Genomic DNA, 16,134 nt, shown 5'->3' with positions numbered 1-16,134 from the left:
AATTTACCAACCATTGGTAAATAAAAATCTAACTCAAAATCAGCCACATTTACCCAAGTACATCACGATTATATCCCTTTTGGTTGAATTTTTTTAAACTTTTTTCTTGTACCTCTACATATCCTTATCTCCGCTTCACTCAGAGGCTATTTGTCAAGGGATTATGAAAAATATTACCTTCTTTAGTTGTGCTAATCTTCGGAAAGCTAAAGAATAAATTAAGCGATCGCGATCTACTTGAAAGTTATCTCTTTGGTCTTCTTGATTTAACTAGGTGAGCGAGAAGTCCCCAGTGCTGTTTAGCCTGGGGATGAGAGCGATCGCCCCCTGAACGGTTACGTTGAAAAAAATATCTTCAAGAAACCAAGAAGATTTTATTAAACTCAATTTAGTTAAAAAATTTCCTTTGTACAATAAAGAAGGAGTTTATGATTGTTCAAAAATAATCGATTGGTTTTATCAACAAACCTTAACTATTGCCAAAAATTTTGATTTAAGAAATGGCAATACAGGTTACCAAGATTTGCTCAATGGGCATACTGAAAACTGATGATAGGGTTTTTTGATCTGCTCTTGAAAGGTTAACTCATATCTTGCACCAGTACAGAAGTACTGGTGCAAGATGTGAGTATAGTCGGAGACAATGAGTAGATTGTTGGGTTTCGCTTCCTCAACCCAACCTACAATATCTATTGAAGTTTATAGTATGATTATTATTCAGCTATAGACTCTCAAAACTTATTAGATTTACACAACTGACTATACTAATCAAAAATAATTGTTATGTAGAATTTTTATTAAACTTATCTTTGGTATACTTGGGTGTTTGAATTTCTGGAACTTCTTGAAAGTTATCTAGATGTATCGGCATTCTTGTAGCCATAAATAATTGCCGTCTACGATGTTTACTTGGGGTTTCCAGAAAATCTGTATGATTGATAGTGCCAGTGTATTCATAAATGTGGGGAATACCGGAGACTTGCAGCATTTTTAGTAAACAATTGCGACTAGGAAGCATGGCATAGTGAGTTAATCCTTGGGTTTCATTCTTTCCTTCTTCGATTAGCCAGGTAATTGGTTCACTATTAGGGATAATAATACTTTCAACTAATAAAACTTTTTGGGTTAAAGCCGCCACATTTCTCACTACTCTAAAGGGATTTTCTGTGTGATAAATTAAGCCTAAGCATAAAACTAAATCAGAGGTTTGACACTTAGACATGGCTGTTTTTGATTCAGCATCTACTTGTAAAAATTGCGCGTTTTTCACTCTAGATTGAGCCGCAGTAATTAATTCTTCTCTTCCATCGATGCCTTGGACTTGTAACCCTAACTCTACTAATTTAGCAGCAAACCAGCCTGGACCACAACCTACATCTAAACAGGTGGATAAAGAAAATTCAGGTTGATTTGACAGTTGTTGCAGTATTTCACTGACTGCTTGCCAACGCGCCTGATTTATAGAAATATAATATTCTTGATCAAATAGCATTTAGTTTAGGAAAATATAGCGCTCTAGCTTCGTAGAAGCTAAAGTTAATATATCATAATTTATTATAAATTCTGAAAAGATTACTAATAATGCTTAACTTATCCCCACAATTAGTTGAAATTGGAGATGTTCAAATTAACTATGTAAAAGCAGGAAATGCTTCTGAAGTGGTTTTACTACTGCATGGTTACCCTCAAAACTATCAAATGTGGTCTAAAATTTTACCTGATTTAGCTAAAGAGTTTACGGTTATAGCTACTGATTTAAGGGGTTATGGGGATAGTTCTAAACCTAGCGGTAATCAGAATCATAGTAACTATTCTAAGCGGGTTATGGCTCAAGACCAAGTAGCAGTTATGTCTAAATTGGGTTATGAGCAATTTTACCTAGTAGGTCATGATCGCGGCGCTAGAGTTGCCCATCGTTTAGTTTTGGATTATCCCCAAAAAGTTAAGAAATTGGCCCTTTTAGATATTTTACCTACTTATGATTTATATAAAACTACTGATCAAGAGTTTGCTACTGCCTATTATCACTGGTTTTTTCTGATTCAACCCTATCCTTTTCCTGAAACTCTCATTGGCGCTAATCCTGACTACTTTTTGGATTTTTGTCTCCAGAGTTGGAGTAGAATACCTAATGCTTTTGATGCTGAGGCATTAGCTTCATATCGTCGTTGTTTTCGAGACCCTCGTACTATTCATGGTACCTGTGAAGACTACCGCGCGGCTAGTACTATAGATTTAGAACACGACCAAAAAGGCGATCGCCTGATTACTTGCCCTCTACTGTTACTATGGGGAGCACGAGGTATAATTGGCCGTAAATACGATGTTTTAGAGGTTTGGCGTCAACAGGCTACCAATCTCCAGGGAAAAGCTCTTAATTGTGGTCATTTTCTCCCTGAAGAAGCCCCCCTAGCTACTTATTCAGAATTAACTGCTTTTTTGAGAGGGTAATTGAGCGAAATTTTCTGTAAATACTTTTATTTCCATATTCTCATCTTCACGCATTCCCAGGGAACGTTTGACTTCTCCTAGATATAGGGGTTTTGATACTCCAGACTCTGGATGAGTTACTGTTCTAATTTTTATAGTTAATTTATTCTCAGGACCACTTCTACCATAGGAGTATAAATCACTAGCTGCTTGGCGTAAAGTAGCTTCTACTTCCGTGGGAGTAACTTCGTTGGGAATAGCAACTACTGCTCTATCTCCCCCATTATCATAAACTAAACTAAAGCGTACTGCCCCAGGAATAACTGTTCGAGTCGTTAATCCTAAACTCAAACCAAATAAACCTACAGTTAATACGGCCATAAATCCTGTTATCCCTACTAAACGAAAGCGAAACCCCCAACCTGCTATTAGGGCGATAATTGTTAATCCTAAACACGCTAAGGTCAAAATTCCTGACCATTGAGTATAAATGCTTAAATCAGTAGGCAAGTTAAGATCCATTTGTATTTCGACTAATTTTTTCTTGGTACTCAGGCATTTTATCAAAAATTGAAAGTGTTCGACACTCTATAGTAAATCTGGTTATGACTTTCATTTTGAATATAATAATTACCAAATGCTTGACAAAGAATTTTTTTTATTTTTGCTTAATCTTAATTTATTACCCACAGACTATCGACAACCAGGCAAATTAAGTATTGTAATTTTACGAGTATTAGGGGTAACCTGAATCCAGCCTACATCTTTAAGACGATGAACCAAATTAGATATAGTTACCCCTAATTCTTCTGCCGCTTGATACAAATGCCGCCAATTCTCTAAATTTTTATCTCTCACTGCTAAATCTAACTGATTTCTCGGCATCAATAAACAGGTGGCGAAATACTGCGCTTGCCATTCCCTGCCGCCTTGGCTTTGCTGACTTCTACAAATTAAACGGGAAGTAGTAGGAATCATTCCCTGTTTACTTAGCTGTAAATAATCTTTCACAGCCTTATGATTAATATGAAGTACCCAATGTCCTACCTCGTGGGCAATTGTTGATTCTCCAAAACCACCCTTTAGTTGAGGTATATTCTCATTAATCTCAATCAACTTTTTTAAGGGCAGAATTCTCGCCGCAATCATCCCCTCTTCATCAGCGTCAATTTTATCCCAGACTATGTCTAATCCTAAAAATTCAGCCACCCTACTACTATCTAAAGGCCACTTCGGTACATATTTAGAGTCTTTAGCCATATTTATCAAAATCTGATTGGCGATCGCCTCTATTTCTTGTTTCTTTCTATACCGGAATTTATGGATTAAATTCATCTTTCTATTTACATTCTTTCTTTACATGTTTTTTTGAGCTTTTTTAAACACTTCTTGGGCAAATTTCGGATTCTCTCGCATTCTTCTAAACAATTTCGGCATATCCTTATAGTTTTCTTTCAGAAAATCCTCTTCTTGCTGGGGAATACGTCCTGCTAAAAAGATTAATTCCTCTTCATCTAATTCTAGATGACGGGCTATTTTGCGAATTACTTCCTCCTTAGGCGCATATTGGGCACGATCATTCTCTAATTTAGATACGTATGTGAAATCTTGCCCGATTAAATCTGCTAACTCCCTTTGACTATAACCTTTATTTTTTCTCGCTGTCTTGATTAAATCGCTAAAACGCTCTCTCACTTTTACTTTTCCTAGTCTTTTATTAATTATTTTAAATAATCTTGACGAACAAGTCAACTCTGATTATTATAGTATTGTTGAAGAAAAAATCAATTGAGCAAAATAGCCATGACTCAAACTCCGGTAAAAGATACCAAAGCAGAAATCATCGAATCATTTGCAAAACTCCTAGGGGAATATCAAAAAAGCGATTCCAAAGTATCCACCAAAGAAGAAGCAGCAGAAAAAGCGAAAAACCAAGAACTATTAAATACGGTAGCTGACTACACTATTAATAACATAGTTAACAGCTTAGCATCTCTACAGTTAGATTTTGGCAATATAATTAACGAACTATCAGAACGTCTAAGCAACCAATCATCTAAACTAGAAGAATTGCAAAAGGCGATCGCTGTTGAAACAGAAAACCTAGAACAAATCAAAAAAATTCGTTTAGCAGCAGATGCCTTAGATATACTGACACAAGAACATCAAGAGAAACTCAAAAACTTAGAAAATCGAATAAACGAACAAAGAGAAGCCTTAATCAAAGAACAAGAATCAACCCGTAAAGCATGGGAAAAAGAAGCCGAAGAATTCACCGCAAGAATTACTGAAGAACAAGAATTATTACAACAAACCCGTGAACAAGAAAAAGCCGACTTACTCTATTCCATAGAAAGACAGCGAAAAATGGAGACAGATGAATATAATGAAACCAAACGTAACCAAGAAAGAGAACTACGAGAAACGAACCAAAACAAACAAAAAGGATGGCGTGAAAGAGAAAAATATCTAGCAGATAATCAAGCTGACTTTGCCGCAAAAGAGAAAGAAGTAGAAGGATTTGAAGAAGCCTTAAACAAAGCTTACAACGATGCCAAAGGCGAAGCAATCAAAGATGCCGAAAGAGATATCAAAGTTAAAACAGATTTACAAGAAAAAGAATGGGAAAGCTTAAAACAAGGCTATGAACTAAAAATAAAATCTCTAGAGAATACTCTAGAAAAGCAAATAGAAGAAATAGCCGAATTGAATACTCAACTGCAAGCAACCAATAATCAAGCACAAAATCTTGCCCTTCGCGCTTTTCAATCTCCCGCTAATACTAACTAAAAATCAAACAGAGAGAGAGAATAACCATGACAATTAATTCTAAAAATACCAAAGCACAAATACTAGAAGCATTTCAAGAGTTAAAAAAAGAAAAACAAGAACTAGAAACAGAATTAAAAAAATTAGAAAAGCAAAAATCAACAGCCACCAACTCTAAACCCTCTCAAAATACTCCTAAAACAATGAATCAAACAAAAGTAGAATCAAGTGATATTAATCAAACTCTAGAAAGCTTAGAAAAGCTGAAACTAAATTTTGGAGGAACAGTTAGTAACCTTTCAGAAAGGCTAATCGCCGAAGCAACTCAACTAGGGAGATTGCAAGAATCACTAACAACCGAGAAAGAACAATTAAAAGAATTACATCAACTAGAAACTATTACAGAAGATACTCTAGATGAATTAATTGAAGCTTATCAAGAAAGTGATAAAACTTTTAAACAAGAACTAGAAGAACAACAAGAAACTTTACTTCAAGAAATTCAAGACTTACGTAAAGCTTGGGAAAAAGAAAAAGAAACATACAATAGACAACTAAAAGAGAGAAATAATAACTATCAAAAAAATAAAGCTAGAGAAGCTGAGGAGTACGAATATAGCTTACAATTAGAGTTTGAATTAAGTGAAGAAGAGTATGGACAGAATAAGAAAAATCTCTACAAAGAGTTAGCAGAAATAAAAGAAGTGCAAGAAAAAGAATGGAAAGAAAGAGAAGAAAAACTAGCAGAGAGAGAGAAAAAATATGCAGAATTGAAACAAAAAGTTGAAGAATTTAAAACAAAACTAGAAGAGAAGAAAAAACTAGGTAAAGAACAAGGAAAAGGGATTGGCTACTATCAAGCTAAAATTAAAGCAGATTTACGCAACAAAGAAATAGAAGGAGAAAAACAAAACTATCAACTAAGAATACAATCTTTAGAAGAGAGTATTGCAAGTCAACAACAACGGATTCAAAGCCTATCTAAACAGTTAGAATCAGTACAAAAACAAGTACAAGATTTAGCAGTAAAAGCGATTGAAGGAACTTCTAATCGTAATTCCTTTGAAGCTATGAGAGAAATTGCGGTAGAACAAGCGAAAAATTCACAGAAAAATAAGTAAGTCATAAAAGGGAACTCCAGAAAACTCAGACCCTCGCATCTTTACCCAAAGTTACTGGTTGTGGTTGAGTAATGAGTAATGAGTAATGAGTAATGAGTAAGAGAATTAATGCGATCGCGCTTAAAAATTGATTCTCCCTTGTCGGCCAATTTCTGTACTTTTGTTTTGGTGGAAGATATGAGGAAAAGGCAATTCTGGAGCTTTCAAGGGCCCTGGGGGCAGGGCTGTTTTATTCTAAAATTTTGTCGTAAGCTAGAAGCTAGACACAACAAAAGTTGACGCTCTTTTTAGCTATTATTAGAAAAAAGGGGATTTATTATTAGCAAAAAATCCCCTCTCCCGTGCTCCGGTGCCCCCGTGCTCCGGTGCTCCTCCTCACCATTTTCTTTGTCAAGAACAAAACAGCCCTGGGCCCTGGGGGGGCTTGTGGTCACTCCTTAAGTATTATTTCTCAAAGTTCCCCTCGGAAAGCTTTTTGTAGTAGAGAGTTAAATACTTCTTGATCTTTTTCTCTTGCCTTCTTTTGATGATTTTTAATTCTATCAATTTGTCCCATCACCTGAACAAATTTTTCTTGTAAATATAAAGGTGGTATGATTATCTGAAAATTGCGAATCATAGTGAGATTTAGATTAGGTTGATTTCCACCTCTTCCTAAATCTCGCAATCTATTATAAGACAATTTTATATATGTCCATAAATAATCAGTTTTTATCTTGTCAGAGGGTAAAATTGCAGCACAAGCTTGATTTGTCGCTGATTCTATGCCAAGTTTAGCAGAACGTCCTCGGGTAGCACCTTGACCATACATGGCTACTATCAAAGTTTCTTGAGGAAATATTTTGCAATTACTTGTATTTAGTCCCTCTTTAGTTAATTTTTCCTCTGTGTCTTTGATGATGTCGCCTTTAACTTCTGTTGTTTTAACCCAGCAAATATCTCCATGATAAAAATTGTTATTTTCACGACTTGGCGTTCCACCAGTTTCAACTCTAGTTATCTCTCCTATGGTTTTTACTTCCCACGCCTGAGGATTGGTAACAGGATCGCCAAACATATCCAGAAAGAGCGATCGCCACAACTCCTCAGTTAACTTTATTGCCTCCTGGCCCTTGCGTCGTATTTCCTCTGCTTTATCTAGTATTGCGGCTAGGCGTTTTTGTTCTTCTAGAGGAGGTAGGGGTATTTCCAAGTTTCTCACAAATGTAGCTGATAAATTCTTTTGTGTAACACCTTGAGCTTGAAATAAAAATAGCTTTTTTTGAGAAAGCATCCAATAGTAAATATAGCGATTAAATAGCTTTTGAGTATCTTTAACTTCTATGCCCAAAATAGCTTGATTAGTACTCAAATCCCTTCCTGCAAAAGCCATTTTGCCCACTGAACCATACATAGCAAAAAGCAAAGTTCCTTTTTTAAAAACTCGATTACGAATTGCTTTTAAACCTTGTTGAGTAATTGTTTCTTCTGTGGAAATAAGAGTGCCATTACATGCTTCTATATCCGAAATTTTAGCCCATGGGATACTTCCTCCATAATTATCAGCATTTTTTCTTGAAGGAGTCCCACCACTTTTAATCTCGCATAAATCACCTAATAAAAGATATTGCATCACCCATTCATTATATAGATAAAGCATTGACGGCGGCGGCGGCCATGGCACTTCCCCCTCGTCTACCATGTAAAGTAATAAATGGAATCTCAAAACGATGACTAGCTAAAACTAATTTAGAGGTGGCCGCCCCCACAAAACCCACAGGAAAGCCTAAAATAACAGCAGGTTGAGCTTCTCCTGCTTCTAACAATTCTAGTAAATGAAATACTGCTGTAGGGGCATTGCCAATCACCACTACAGCCTGATGTAAATAGGGTTTCCAGAGTTCTACTGCCGCAGCGGTGCGAGTATTATTAATAGTTTTAGCAATTTCTGGGACTTTTTCGTCATTGAGAGTACAAATAACTTGATTATTCTTGGGTAAGTTTTTAGTAATAATGCCATGGGCTACCATTTGAGTATCACAGAGGATAGGATTACCCTGCTTTAAAGCTTCACGTCCAACCCTTACCGCCTCTGGTGACGCTTCTAGATCCTTGACAATATCTAGCATACCAGAAGCATGAATTAAACGTATAGCCACCGGAACTAAGTCAGGAGATAGAGAAGTTAAATCAGCTTCAGCACGAATTAAAGCAAAGGATTCCCGGTAAATTTCTTGGCCGTCACGAAGATAGTCCATAGGTAGGTAAAAAACGAGGTTTTATTATTGGGCACAAGTTTACTGGTGGGTAACAAAGGCGATGGGCTAATAAACTGCCAACCTTGCTGGATGTGAATTTCAGATCCCAAGTGCAGTTGCAGTAAATTTACCCATCTCTTAAATTCTTAATCTTGATTTAAATTATCTGGAAAATTACGTTGAATTTGCTCTGCTTCTGGACAATCCTCGGCTATAAATAATTCTGAATTAATTTTTGATACTGAGGCTAATTTTTGGGTAATTGAGCCGATGCTTTCCAAACGAAACATCTCTTCCCAAGAGCTAATTTCTTCTTCATCTTCCGTTTCATAGCGAATAGTAACTAAATCCCCTTCTAGAGATATAATTTGGGCTGCCTCTATCCAACGTTGCTGATCCCGCAAGAAGATGCTGATTTCTCGCCCGTCTGTACAGAGTTGATAGATCTTGCGGTGTAGCATAATTTTATCTCTCCTCTCATTATCTAGTTATTATGTTTACTTACTTTAGCTGGGCTATTCTACTCTTTTAGTATATATGAGTTTCAACTAAATTTTAGTTGTTTCTATGACTATTGTGGCATAAATCTGATTTTTTTTCTCTCAGCTACCAATATATTAGACTAAATTCAATTCTCCTGTTGGTTGAACTAATCTCATGATTTGCTGACTTACTACTACTGGTTGTTCTAGCATTGCTAAATGTCCACAATCATCAATGGGAAAGACATTGTTGATATTGTTTTGAAACAGGCGATGAAAACTAGCCAAATGCTCTACATATTTCATTTCCATAATTTTATCTTTAGTACCCGCTAAAAAATATACTGGCTGCTCTATTTGCGATACAATTTGCGGTAATAGGTGAACTTCATTTTCTGTAGTAGTATCCATTAAACTTTTTATAGCAGCCTGTTGATCTGCCTTGAGAAAGTCTAAAAGACGTTGTTTTCCCCAATGACGCGCTATGGGATTGGCTACCATTGCCCTGGCAAAAACTAAATCCATCAGGGGTAAATAAGCTAACCATTGAGGACGTCGTTTCACAATTTGCACACCAGCTTTACGGAAACGTTCAAATTCTTCTTTGAGATAAATTCCTCCGCCGGAGTTTAGGCAAATCACCCCATTTACTTGCTCACTACAATATCTTGCACCCCAAAGAGCAATGTTACCGCCGAGGGAATGTCCAATTAACCAGGCAGATTCAATCTCTAATTTTTCGATCAAAATGGACAAATCCTGCGCATAAGACGCAAGGTTATAACTTCTGTGACTACTCTTCGGACAAGATGATTCTTGAGATTCACCAAAACCTCGTAAATCGTAGACTAAACAGGAATATTGAGGCGAAAGTAAATCAATTAATGGTTGCCAATAGCCGCGACTCAAAAGCCAACCATGAATAAATATTAAGACAGGGTTTTTGTTATGGTTTGCACTCACTGTCAAATCATAAGCATGAGTTACCCCAAGTATGTCAATCTTTCCCATCTGGTTATTGATTTGTTAAATGCTACTCTAGACCTATATCTATGGTAGCAAAAATTACCACTTTGTTTTTGATATTATTGGATTTTCCCTATTTGTATAGATCTTGTACTCATATCTTGCACTCCTAAAAAAGTACTAAATAGGGTACGGGTGAAAAAGTAAGTTTTGGTGAGGAGAAAGGCAAGAGAGGCACCGAGGCACGGAGGCTCCGAGGTAATAATGATTTATGAATTTTCGAGTAGTAGGTTGGGTTGAGGTAACGAAACCCAACAATTTACCTCCCCAGTCTCCTACTATTATGTGTTGGGTTGCAAGACTCTATTTAAGATAACTTTTAATCTGATCTGCCCAGAGTAAATACCCTTTGCTACTCAAATGAATACCATCTAGAGTATATTGGGTATCTAGTTCGTCTTGGGTATTAATAAAGTGAGGATAAAGATCAATATAGTTATAATTAAACTGTTTAGCCATAAGGGCTAACTGTTGATTTATTTCTCTGACTTGCTGGTTATCTCCTTTAAAACGGGAAAAATCAGTATTATTTACTGGTAAGAGACTCTGAATGTACACTTGAGTTTGAGGACTATTTTTCTGTAAATAATTAAGAATGTATAAATAATTATCAAGTATTTCTTGGGTTTTCCTATTTTTCAACCAAATATCATTGATTCCAATCATTAAAAAAAGTTTCTGGGGTTGAGTTGCGGCAATTTTATCTATTCGCTTCATTACTCCTGTTGTGGTATCTCCGCTTATCCCTCGATTTTTAAGATTAGCTTGTCCGAGTAATTCATTCCATTCTCCTTGTTCGGTAATACTATCTCCTAAAAAAACAACACTATTATCTCTAGATGGTAGTAAACTGAATTGTTCCATTTTCATATCATAATAGGAAAGTCGCGGAGGAGAAGATTCAGGGGTAGAAGATTCCACGGAGGCAGAGGTAGTCAAGTCAGCAAATCTTTTAACTAAGTAAGATATACCTCCCCGACGAGCTATCCAAATCACTGATAAGCTAACTAAGAATATATTTAAACTTATGGAACTCAGTAAAATTAATCTATACTTGGTGAACATTGAATGAATTAAAATTAACTAACTAATTATGGTCAATGTTAGCAGTATAATTTTAGCAGGTGGCAGAAGTACTCGTATGGGAAAAGATAAAGCCTTGATTACTATTAAAGGCCAACCTCTGCTCCCAAGAACCTTTTCTCTGGTTAGTATGTATGTAAAAGATGTCTACGTAGTTACCCCTTGGCCAGAAAAATACCAGTCTATTCTTCCTTCTAATTGTAAATTAATCACAGAAGTTTATTTAGTTCCAGGGGAAACAAATGGCCCTTTGGTGGGATTTACCCAAGGATTAGCTCAAGTTAATACAGATTGGGTTTTATTACTCGCTAGTGATTTACCCGGTTTAAAAGCTGAGGCGATCGCCTCTTGGCTGAAATTACTCCCTCATACTCCAGCACAGGCGATCGCCCTTTTACCTAAAACTAATTTTGGTTGGGAGCCTTTAATTGGTTTTTATCGTCGTGATTGTCTACCACTTTTACAGCAATTTATTACTCAAGGCGGCCGTTCTTTTCAAATTTGGTTAAATAATCAAGAAGTTGCTGAACTTGCGGTTTCTCATCCTCAACTATTGTTTAATTGTAATACCCCAGACGATCTCAATCAGTTTCACAACTATTTAACTAAAGAATCATAGTTAAATTTGCTGTTGCATCATTTTGTCTACTGCTTCGGCAATTTGATCTGGTTGAATAATAGTTAATCTTTCTAAATTGCCGTTATAGGGTGTAGGAATATCTTGGGAAGATAAACGAATTATGGGAGCATCTAATTCATCAAATAATTGTTCATTGATGAGTGCCACTAATTCTGCACCTATTCCTCCAGTTTTCATACATTCTTCCACAATAATCACCCGGTTAGTTTTACGAATTGATTCCCCAATAGTCTGCATATCTATAGGTTTTAAGGAAATTAAATCAATGATTTCCGGGTCATAACCTTGTTTTTCTATTTCCTTGAGGGCTTGTACACAATGATGACGCATTCTTGAGTAAGTTAGAATTGTGACATCTTTACCAGGTCTTACAATTTCAGCTTTATCTAGGGGTATTAAATATTCTGTATCTGGTAAGTTTTCTTTGAGATTGTATAACAATACGTGCTCAAAAAATAGCACCGGATTTTCGTCTCTAATTGCTGATTTTAGTAAACCTTTAGCATTATAGGGAGTAGAACAGGCTACTATTTTTAATCCAGGGACTGCATGAAAATAGGCTTCTAGTCTTTGGGAATGTTCTGCACCTAATTGGCGTCCAACGCCCCCAGGACCTCTAATTACTAGGGGAATCTTAAAATTTCCTCCCGAAGTATATCTCAACATACCCGCGTTGTTAGCGATTTGATTAAAAGCTAACAACAAAAAGCCCATATTCATTCCTTCGATAATCGGTTTTAAACCAGTTATAGCGGCACCTATTGCTAGACCGCTAAAGCTATTTTCAGCGATTGGGGTGTCTAAAAGACGCAATTCACCATATTTTTTATATAAGTCTTTGGTGACTTTATAAGAGCCACCATAATGCCCAACATCCTCTCCTAAAACAAATACGGAATCATCTCGGGCCATTTCTTCGTCAGTAGCTTCGCGAAGAGCGTTAAAAAAGAGAGTTTCAGCCATATCACCATTTAATAAAGCAACAATTATAATATCATATCCCTATGCTGAGTAAAAGTAATAATTGATATATAGAGTTATTCAATCAGTAATGAATTTTGAATAAGTAGGGCGCAAGCATAAGGGTAAGGACCTCAGATCTTGCATCTTTACCCAAAGTTACTGGTGGGGGTTAAGTAATGAGTTAAAGAATTAATGCTCAACGCTTAAAAATTGATTCTCACCTGTTGGCCAATTTCTGTACTTTTGTACTTGCGTGCAAGATATGAGCAGAAGGCAGAAGGTATAGCAATGACCAAATAGATGTTTACAGTTATTATGAAAAGCCCCCCTTGTTAAGGGGGGTTGGGGGGATCTGTAAATATAAATATTGTTAACACTACAACGCTCATTGCTATAATAATAATTTATGAATTTTTGAGTAATCAAACCAAAAAAAGCTCTTTTCTTGACAAAAAATAGCCTCAAATCTATATCTAATCTAGATTTTGTATTTATTCAGCAAGCCCTAAGTATATATTAAGCGCTCAAGGAGGGCGCAAGCATAAGGGTATGGGCGCAAGTATGAGCGCCCCTACTACTTTAATCTTTTTTTAATTAGCTACATTCTTACTAAAATAAGCATCTACTGGATAAGCTGGTACACGGTTACTGTAATCTGTTTTTTGTCCAGTTATATTCACTGCAATAGGTTCAAATGCTTGTGAGTTTAAATTGCGACTATGAATAGGTTTAGTTTGTTCACCACGGAAGTAGGCTTGAGTTCCAATTAGCGCTGCTGCTGTCCATCCAATTACTACTACTGCTATTAATGCTGCTGTAAACATATTTTTTTCTCCTTTAGTTTTCTCTTATATAAATTAATGTAACAATTATATTAAGTTTTGTCAACTTCGCTTTACAAATATTTTAAAATAACTAATTAACCAATAAATCATATTTAAGTTAGTAGGGTGTGAAGTGCGCGAAGCGCGTAACGCACCGAGAGCACCGGGAGCACCGGGAGCAAAGGGAGTAATACTCGCATCTGGTTTACAAAACCCCTTTATTTTTTCACTTATGAAAAACCTTAAAAGCCTTTCTCTCTCTACTCTCTGCGACCGTGCTCCCTGCTTGATCCTCGTCATTACATGAGGAGTACGAAATAATTAATGGTGCGTTACACTTCGTTAACGCACCCTACCCAATTACTATTTTTTCTCCTTTAGTATTGAGTAGGGTGTGAAGTGCGCGAAGCGCGTAACGCACCGAGAGCACCGGGAGCAAAGGTAGTAATACTCGCATCTGGTTTACAAAACCGCTTTATTTTTTCACTTATGAAAAACCTTGAAAGCTTGTCTCTCCCTGCTTACTCCTCGTCATTCTATGAGGAGTATGAGACAATGAATTGATATGATTCAATAATCCAAGAGGAAAATCTAGCAATCAATCTAGCTGATTTTTGAAGTGCGGAATGTAAGATTTAATTAAACAAGATATGGGGGCAAGCATTAGGGGTAGGGGCGCAAGGCTTGCGCCCCTACAAGGTTATGGTTACTATATATTGTTATTGATTGTGGCGCGATCGCTTTACCTCTCGCTGAGGGATTGGTCTGTCTTAAACGAGGTTTTAGAATGATTTTTAGTATAATTTGCTACTTTTTTTCTGTGGGTTAGCTTTTTCTCAAGGAGAAAATTATCTTTTTTCTCTCTTTTCTTCTTTTCACTTCAGATGTGACTAACAGGTAATGAAACGCCAAAAGCCTTATGCTTTCGTTATATTTTCTTTTTTTAATAAAAAGAAAATTCCCCTGATTCCCTTATATGTTATAGTCTAGAGAAGAGAAAAGAATACCACCTCCCAATAACCACACCAAGCCCCCAAATACCATACCCACCCGGGAGGTGTGCTAGAGGAGAAGTTGTATTGAAAGTTAGCTCTGAGTAAGATAGCAATGTACTATTTTTTCCCCATCCTATGCGATCGCTAAACTTATAATATACTGCTGGGTCATATTCTCCTGGAGTTCCACCGCATTCAATCCAAATTTGCTTTTGTACAGAAAAGCCGAAATGACCGTTACTATATTTTACCCATAATTGGTCCATTATTTTTAATTCTGAGGGAGGAAAATTCCGACAATCGTCCTGATTTAGATAACCCCGTGATTCTCTACCCATAATTTTTAACATTAACCTTCCTGTCTCTTCATCTGCTTCTCGCCAATTTTCCCTAGCCAGCAACTGCTCTAATTTAGTATAATCTATACCTCGTTGACTCTTAATTGGAGATGTTTGATTTTGATTACTCAAATTTCTGGGACTATAGGTTTGATGATTGATATTTATCCTTGGTGGAGTTGATACCTGCTGAGGTTGTAAATCACTTAGTACCTCTTTAGCTGTAGCATAACGTTTTTTTGTAGCTGGTTCTACTAATTTATCTAAAATCTCACCTAATTTTGCATTTACTGGGTTATTTACCAAATAATCTCGCCAACACCAGCTTAATTCTCCGAGATCATACAATTCAAATGGACTTATTTGAGTCAATAAGTATAAACAAGTTACCCCTAAACTATATAAATCGCTGTTTTCTTTCGCCTTACCCCGTGCCTGTTCTGGTGCTACATATTCTGCTGAACCAATTACAGTACCTGTAACGCTTAAAGAAGTTATTTTTATTTCTTTGGCGGCACCAAAATCTACTAATACTAACTTGCCATCACTTTTTCTTTTAATGATATTTTCTGGTTTAATATCTCTATGGATTACTCCTTGACTGTGGGCAAAATCTATCACTGTGAGTAAGTCTTTCAGTAATTGTTTAATCTGACTTTCATTGAATACTCCCTTGGTTTCTAATTCTTGGGCTAAATTATTTCCTTCGATATACTCTTGTACTAAATATTGTCTTTCAGAATGGGTAAAATAGGCTAAAAGTTCTGGTATTTGAGGGTGTTTACCTAATTCATCTAGGAGTTTGGCTTCTTGCCGAAATAGTTGGGCTGCTTTTTCTACTGTATCAGTTCCTTGGTCGGCAGGAAAGAACTGTTTAATCACACAATAGGGTCGAGATGGTTTATCTTCATCTATAGCTAAAAAGGTTTTACCAAAACCCCCTTGTCCAATTAGTTTTAAAGGCCGATAACGTTCTCTCAGGAGTAGAGTCTCACCGCATTTTTGACAGAATTTACTAGTTTGGGGATTAACAGCGAGACAATTAGGATTAATACACTGATTCATGATAGCTATAGCCTTTTTAAGGCTGGTGAGGTACAAAGGTTATCCTTTTGAGGCACCGAGGCAGAAGGCAGGAGGCACCGACTCAGATCTTGCATCTTTATCCAAAGTTACTTGTGGTGGTTGAGTAATGAGTAATGAGTAATGAGTAATGAGTTAAAGAA

At 36.4% G+C, this 16,134-nt stretch carries 17 protein-coding genes; 5 read left to right on the top strand and 12 right to left on the bottom strand.

Going from position 1 to position 16,134, the window contains the following annotated elements:
• The first annotated feature begins 340 nt into the window (after positions 1-340).
• Positions 341-550: a hypothetical protein gene (locus MW688_RS02950; RefSeq protein WP_486734423.1), complete on the top strand. Its 210-nt coding sequence runs from the start codon at positions 341-343 to the stop codon at positions 548-550.
• Between the two features lie 231 nt (positions 551-781).
• On the opposite strand, the gene MW688_RS02945 is transcribed toward MW688_RS02950, so the two are convergent.
• The gene (locus MW688_RS02945) at positions 782-1,492 is read right to left on the bottom strand and encodes a class I SAM-dependent methyltransferase (protein ID WP_486734422.1); all 711 of its coding nucleotides are present in this window, start codon (positions 1,490-1,492) and stop codon (positions 782-784) included.
• Positions 1,493-1,578: 86 nt separating this feature from the next.
• Here MW688_RS02945 and MW688_RS02940 point away from each other — a divergent pair, with 86 nt between their 5' ends.
• Complete coding sequence (locus MW688_RS02940; RefSeq protein WP_486734434.1) at positions 1,579-2,451, top strand: alpha/beta fold hydrolase; 873 nt, start codon at positions 1,579-1,581, stop codon at positions 2,449-2,451.
• Here the strand turns inward: MW688_RS02940 and MW688_RS02935 are convergent.
• From MW688_RS02935 to MW688_RS02925, 3 genes are all read right to left on the bottom strand, one after another.
• On the bottom strand, positions 2,428-2,952 hold the full coding sequence (locus MW688_RS02935; RefSeq protein WP_486734421.1) for a DUF2518 family protein: 525 nt from the start codon (positions 2,950-2,952) through the stop codon (positions 2,428-2,430). The genes MW688_RS02940 and MW688_RS02935 overlap by 24 nt on opposite strands.
• A gap of 171 nt (positions 2,953-3,123) precedes the next feature.
• Complete coding sequence (locus tag MW688_RS02930) at positions 3,124-3,765, bottom strand: ImmA/IrrE family metallo-endopeptidase (protein WP_486734420.1); 642 nt, start codon at positions 3,763-3,765, stop codon at positions 3,124-3,126.
• A gap of 21 nt (positions 3,766-3,786) precedes the next feature.
• Positions 3,787-4,125, bottom strand: coding sequence for a helix-turn-helix domain-containing protein (locus MW688_RS02925; protein ID WP_486734419.1), 339 nt, complete (start codon positions 4,123-4,125; stop codon positions 3,787-3,789).
• Positions 4,126-4,233: 108 nt separating this feature from the next.
• Here MW688_RS02925 and MW688_RS02920 point away from each other — a divergent pair, with 108 nt between their 5' ends.
• Together MW688_RS02920 and MW688_RS02915 are read left to right on the top strand one after the other, a co-directional pair.
• On the top strand, positions 4,234-5,220 hold the full coding sequence (locus MW688_RS02920) for a hypothetical protein (protein WP_486734418.1): 987 nt from the start codon (positions 4,234-4,236) through the stop codon (positions 5,218-5,220).
• A gap of 26 nt (positions 5,221-5,246) precedes the next feature.
• On the top strand, positions 5,247-6,320 hold the full coding sequence (locus MW688_RS02915; protein ID WP_486734417.1) for a hypothetical protein: 1,074 nt from the start codon (positions 5,247-5,249) through the stop codon (positions 6,318-6,320).
• A gap of 451 nt (positions 6,321-6,771) precedes the next feature.
• Here MW688_RS02915 and MW688_RS02910 read toward each other — a convergent pair whose 3' ends face one another.
• The 5 genes from MW688_RS02910 to MW688_RS02890 form a co-directional block, all read right to left on the bottom strand.
• A complete protein-coding gene (locus MW688_RS02910; protein WP_486734416.1) occupies positions 6,772-7,932 on the bottom strand; it encodes a restriction endonuclease subunit S in 1,161 nt (386 codons plus the stop codon).
• Positions 7,933-7,942: 10 nt separating this feature from the next.
• Complete coding sequence (locus MW688_RS02905; protein WP_486734415.1) at positions 7,943-8,557, bottom strand: precorrin-8X methylmutase; 615 nt, start codon at positions 8,555-8,557, stop codon at positions 7,943-7,945.
• Between the two features lie 146 nt (positions 8,558-8,703).
• The gene (locus tag MW688_RS02900; protein WP_486734414.1) at positions 8,704-9,018 is read right to left on the bottom strand and encodes a DUF6679 family protein; all 315 of its coding nucleotides are present in this window, start codon (positions 9,016-9,018) and stop codon (positions 8,704-8,706) included.
• Between the two features lie 156 nt (positions 9,019-9,174).
• Entirely contained in the window at positions 9,175-10,050 is an 876-nt protein-coding gene (locus MW688_RS02895) for an alpha/beta fold hydrolase (protein WP_486734413.1), read from the bottom strand.
• Positions 10,051-10,368: 318 nt separating this feature from the next.
• Positions 10,369-11,130 carry a GDSL-type esterase/lipase family protein gene (locus tag MW688_RS02890; protein WP_486734412.1) on the bottom strand — a complete coding sequence of 254 codons (762 nt, stop codon included), beginning with the start codon at positions 11,128-11,130 and terminating at the stop codon, positions 10,369-10,371.
• A gap of 28 nt (positions 11,131-11,158) precedes the next feature.
• On the opposite strand from MW688_RS02890, the gene MW688_RS02885 reads away from it, so the two are divergent.
• Positions 11,159-11,767 carry a molybdenum cofactor guanylyltransferase gene (locus MW688_RS02885; RefSeq protein WP_486734411.1) on the top strand — a complete coding sequence of 203 codons (609 nt, stop codon included), beginning with the start codon at positions 11,159-11,161 and terminating at the stop codon, positions 11,765-11,767.
• Here MW688_RS02885 and MW688_RS02880 read toward each other — a convergent pair whose 3' ends face one another.
• The 3 genes from MW688_RS02880 to MW688_RS02870 form a co-directional block, all read right to left on the bottom strand.
• Positions 11,768-12,751 carry a pyruvate dehydrogenase complex E1 component subunit beta gene (locus MW688_RS02880; RefSeq protein WP_486734410.1) on the bottom strand — a complete coding sequence of 328 codons (984 nt, stop codon included), beginning with the start codon at positions 12,749-12,751 and terminating at the stop codon, positions 11,768-11,770. It abuts the gene before it with no gap.
• Between the two features lie 590 nt (positions 12,752-13,341).
• Positions 13,342-13,575, bottom strand: coding sequence for a photosystem II protein, Psb35-related (locus tag MW688_RS02875; protein ID WP_486734409.1), 234 nt, complete (start codon positions 13,573-13,575; stop codon positions 13,342-13,344).
• A 979-nt stretch (positions 13,576-14,554) separates the two neighbouring features.
• Positions 14,555-15,973: a protein kinase domain-containing protein gene (locus tag MW688_RS02870; RefSeq protein ID WP_486734408.1), complete on the bottom strand. Its 1,419-nt coding sequence runs from the start codon at positions 15,971-15,973 to the stop codon at positions 14,555-14,557.
• Between the last annotated feature and the right edge of the window lie 161 nt (positions 15,974-16,134).

The sequence above is a fragment of the Johannesbaptistia floridana genome, assembly GCF_057440575.1.
This window is presented reverse-complemented; position numbering and strand designations above follow the sequence as displayed.

Coding starts and splice junctions, on each gene's coding strand:
- MW688_RS02900 (WP_486734414.1), bottom strand. CDS start 9,018: ATGCTACACCGCAAGATCTATCAACTCTGTACAGACGGGCGAGAAATC.
- MW688_RS02930 (WP_486734420.1), bottom strand. CDS start 3,765: ATGAATTTAATCCATAAATTCCGGTATAGAAAGAAACAAGAAATAGAG.
- MW688_RS02895 (WP_486734413.1), bottom strand. CDS start 10,050: ATGGGAAAGATTGACATACTTGGGGTAACTCATGCTTATGATTTGACA.
- MW688_RS02945 (WP_486734422.1), bottom strand. CDS start 1,492: ATGCTATTTGATCAAGAATATTATATTTCTATAAATCAGGCGCGTTGG.
- MW688_RS02905 (WP_486734415.1), bottom strand. CDS start 8,557: ATGGACTATCTTCGTGACGGCCAAGAAATTTACCGGGAATCCTTTGCT.
- MW688_RS02890 (WP_486734412.1), bottom strand. CDS start 11,130: ATGTTCACCAAGTATAGATTAATTTTACTGAGTTCCATAAGTTTAAAT.
- MW688_RS02870 (WP_486734408.1), bottom strand. CDS start 15,973: ATGAATCAGTGTATTAATCCTAATTGTCTCGCTGTTAATCCCCAAACT.
- MW688_RS02915 (WP_486734417.1), top strand. CDS start 5,247: ATGACAATTAATTCTAAAAATACCAAAGCACAAATACTAGAAGCATTT.
- MW688_RS02910 (WP_486734416.1), bottom strand. CDS start 7,932: ATGCAATATCTTTTATTAGGTGATTTATGCGAGATTAAAAGTGGTGGG.
- MW688_RS02885 (WP_486734411.1), top strand. CDS start 11,159: ATGGTCAATGTTAGCAGTATAATTTTAGCAGGTGGCAGAAGTACTCGT.
- MW688_RS02875 (WP_486734409.1), bottom strand. CDS start 13,575: ATGTTTACAGCAGCATTAATAGCAGTAGTAGTAATTGGATGGACAGCA.
- MW688_RS02935 (WP_486734421.1), bottom strand. CDS start 2,952: ATGGATCTTAACTTGCCTACTGATTTAAGCATTTATACTCAATGGTCA.
- MW688_RS02920 (WP_486734418.1), top strand. CDS start 4,234: ATGACTCAAACTCCGGTAAAAGATACCAAAGCAGAAATCATCGAATCA.
- MW688_RS02880 (WP_486734410.1), bottom strand. CDS start 12,751: ATGGCTGAAACTCTCTTTTTTAACGCTCTTCGCGAAGCTACTGACGAA.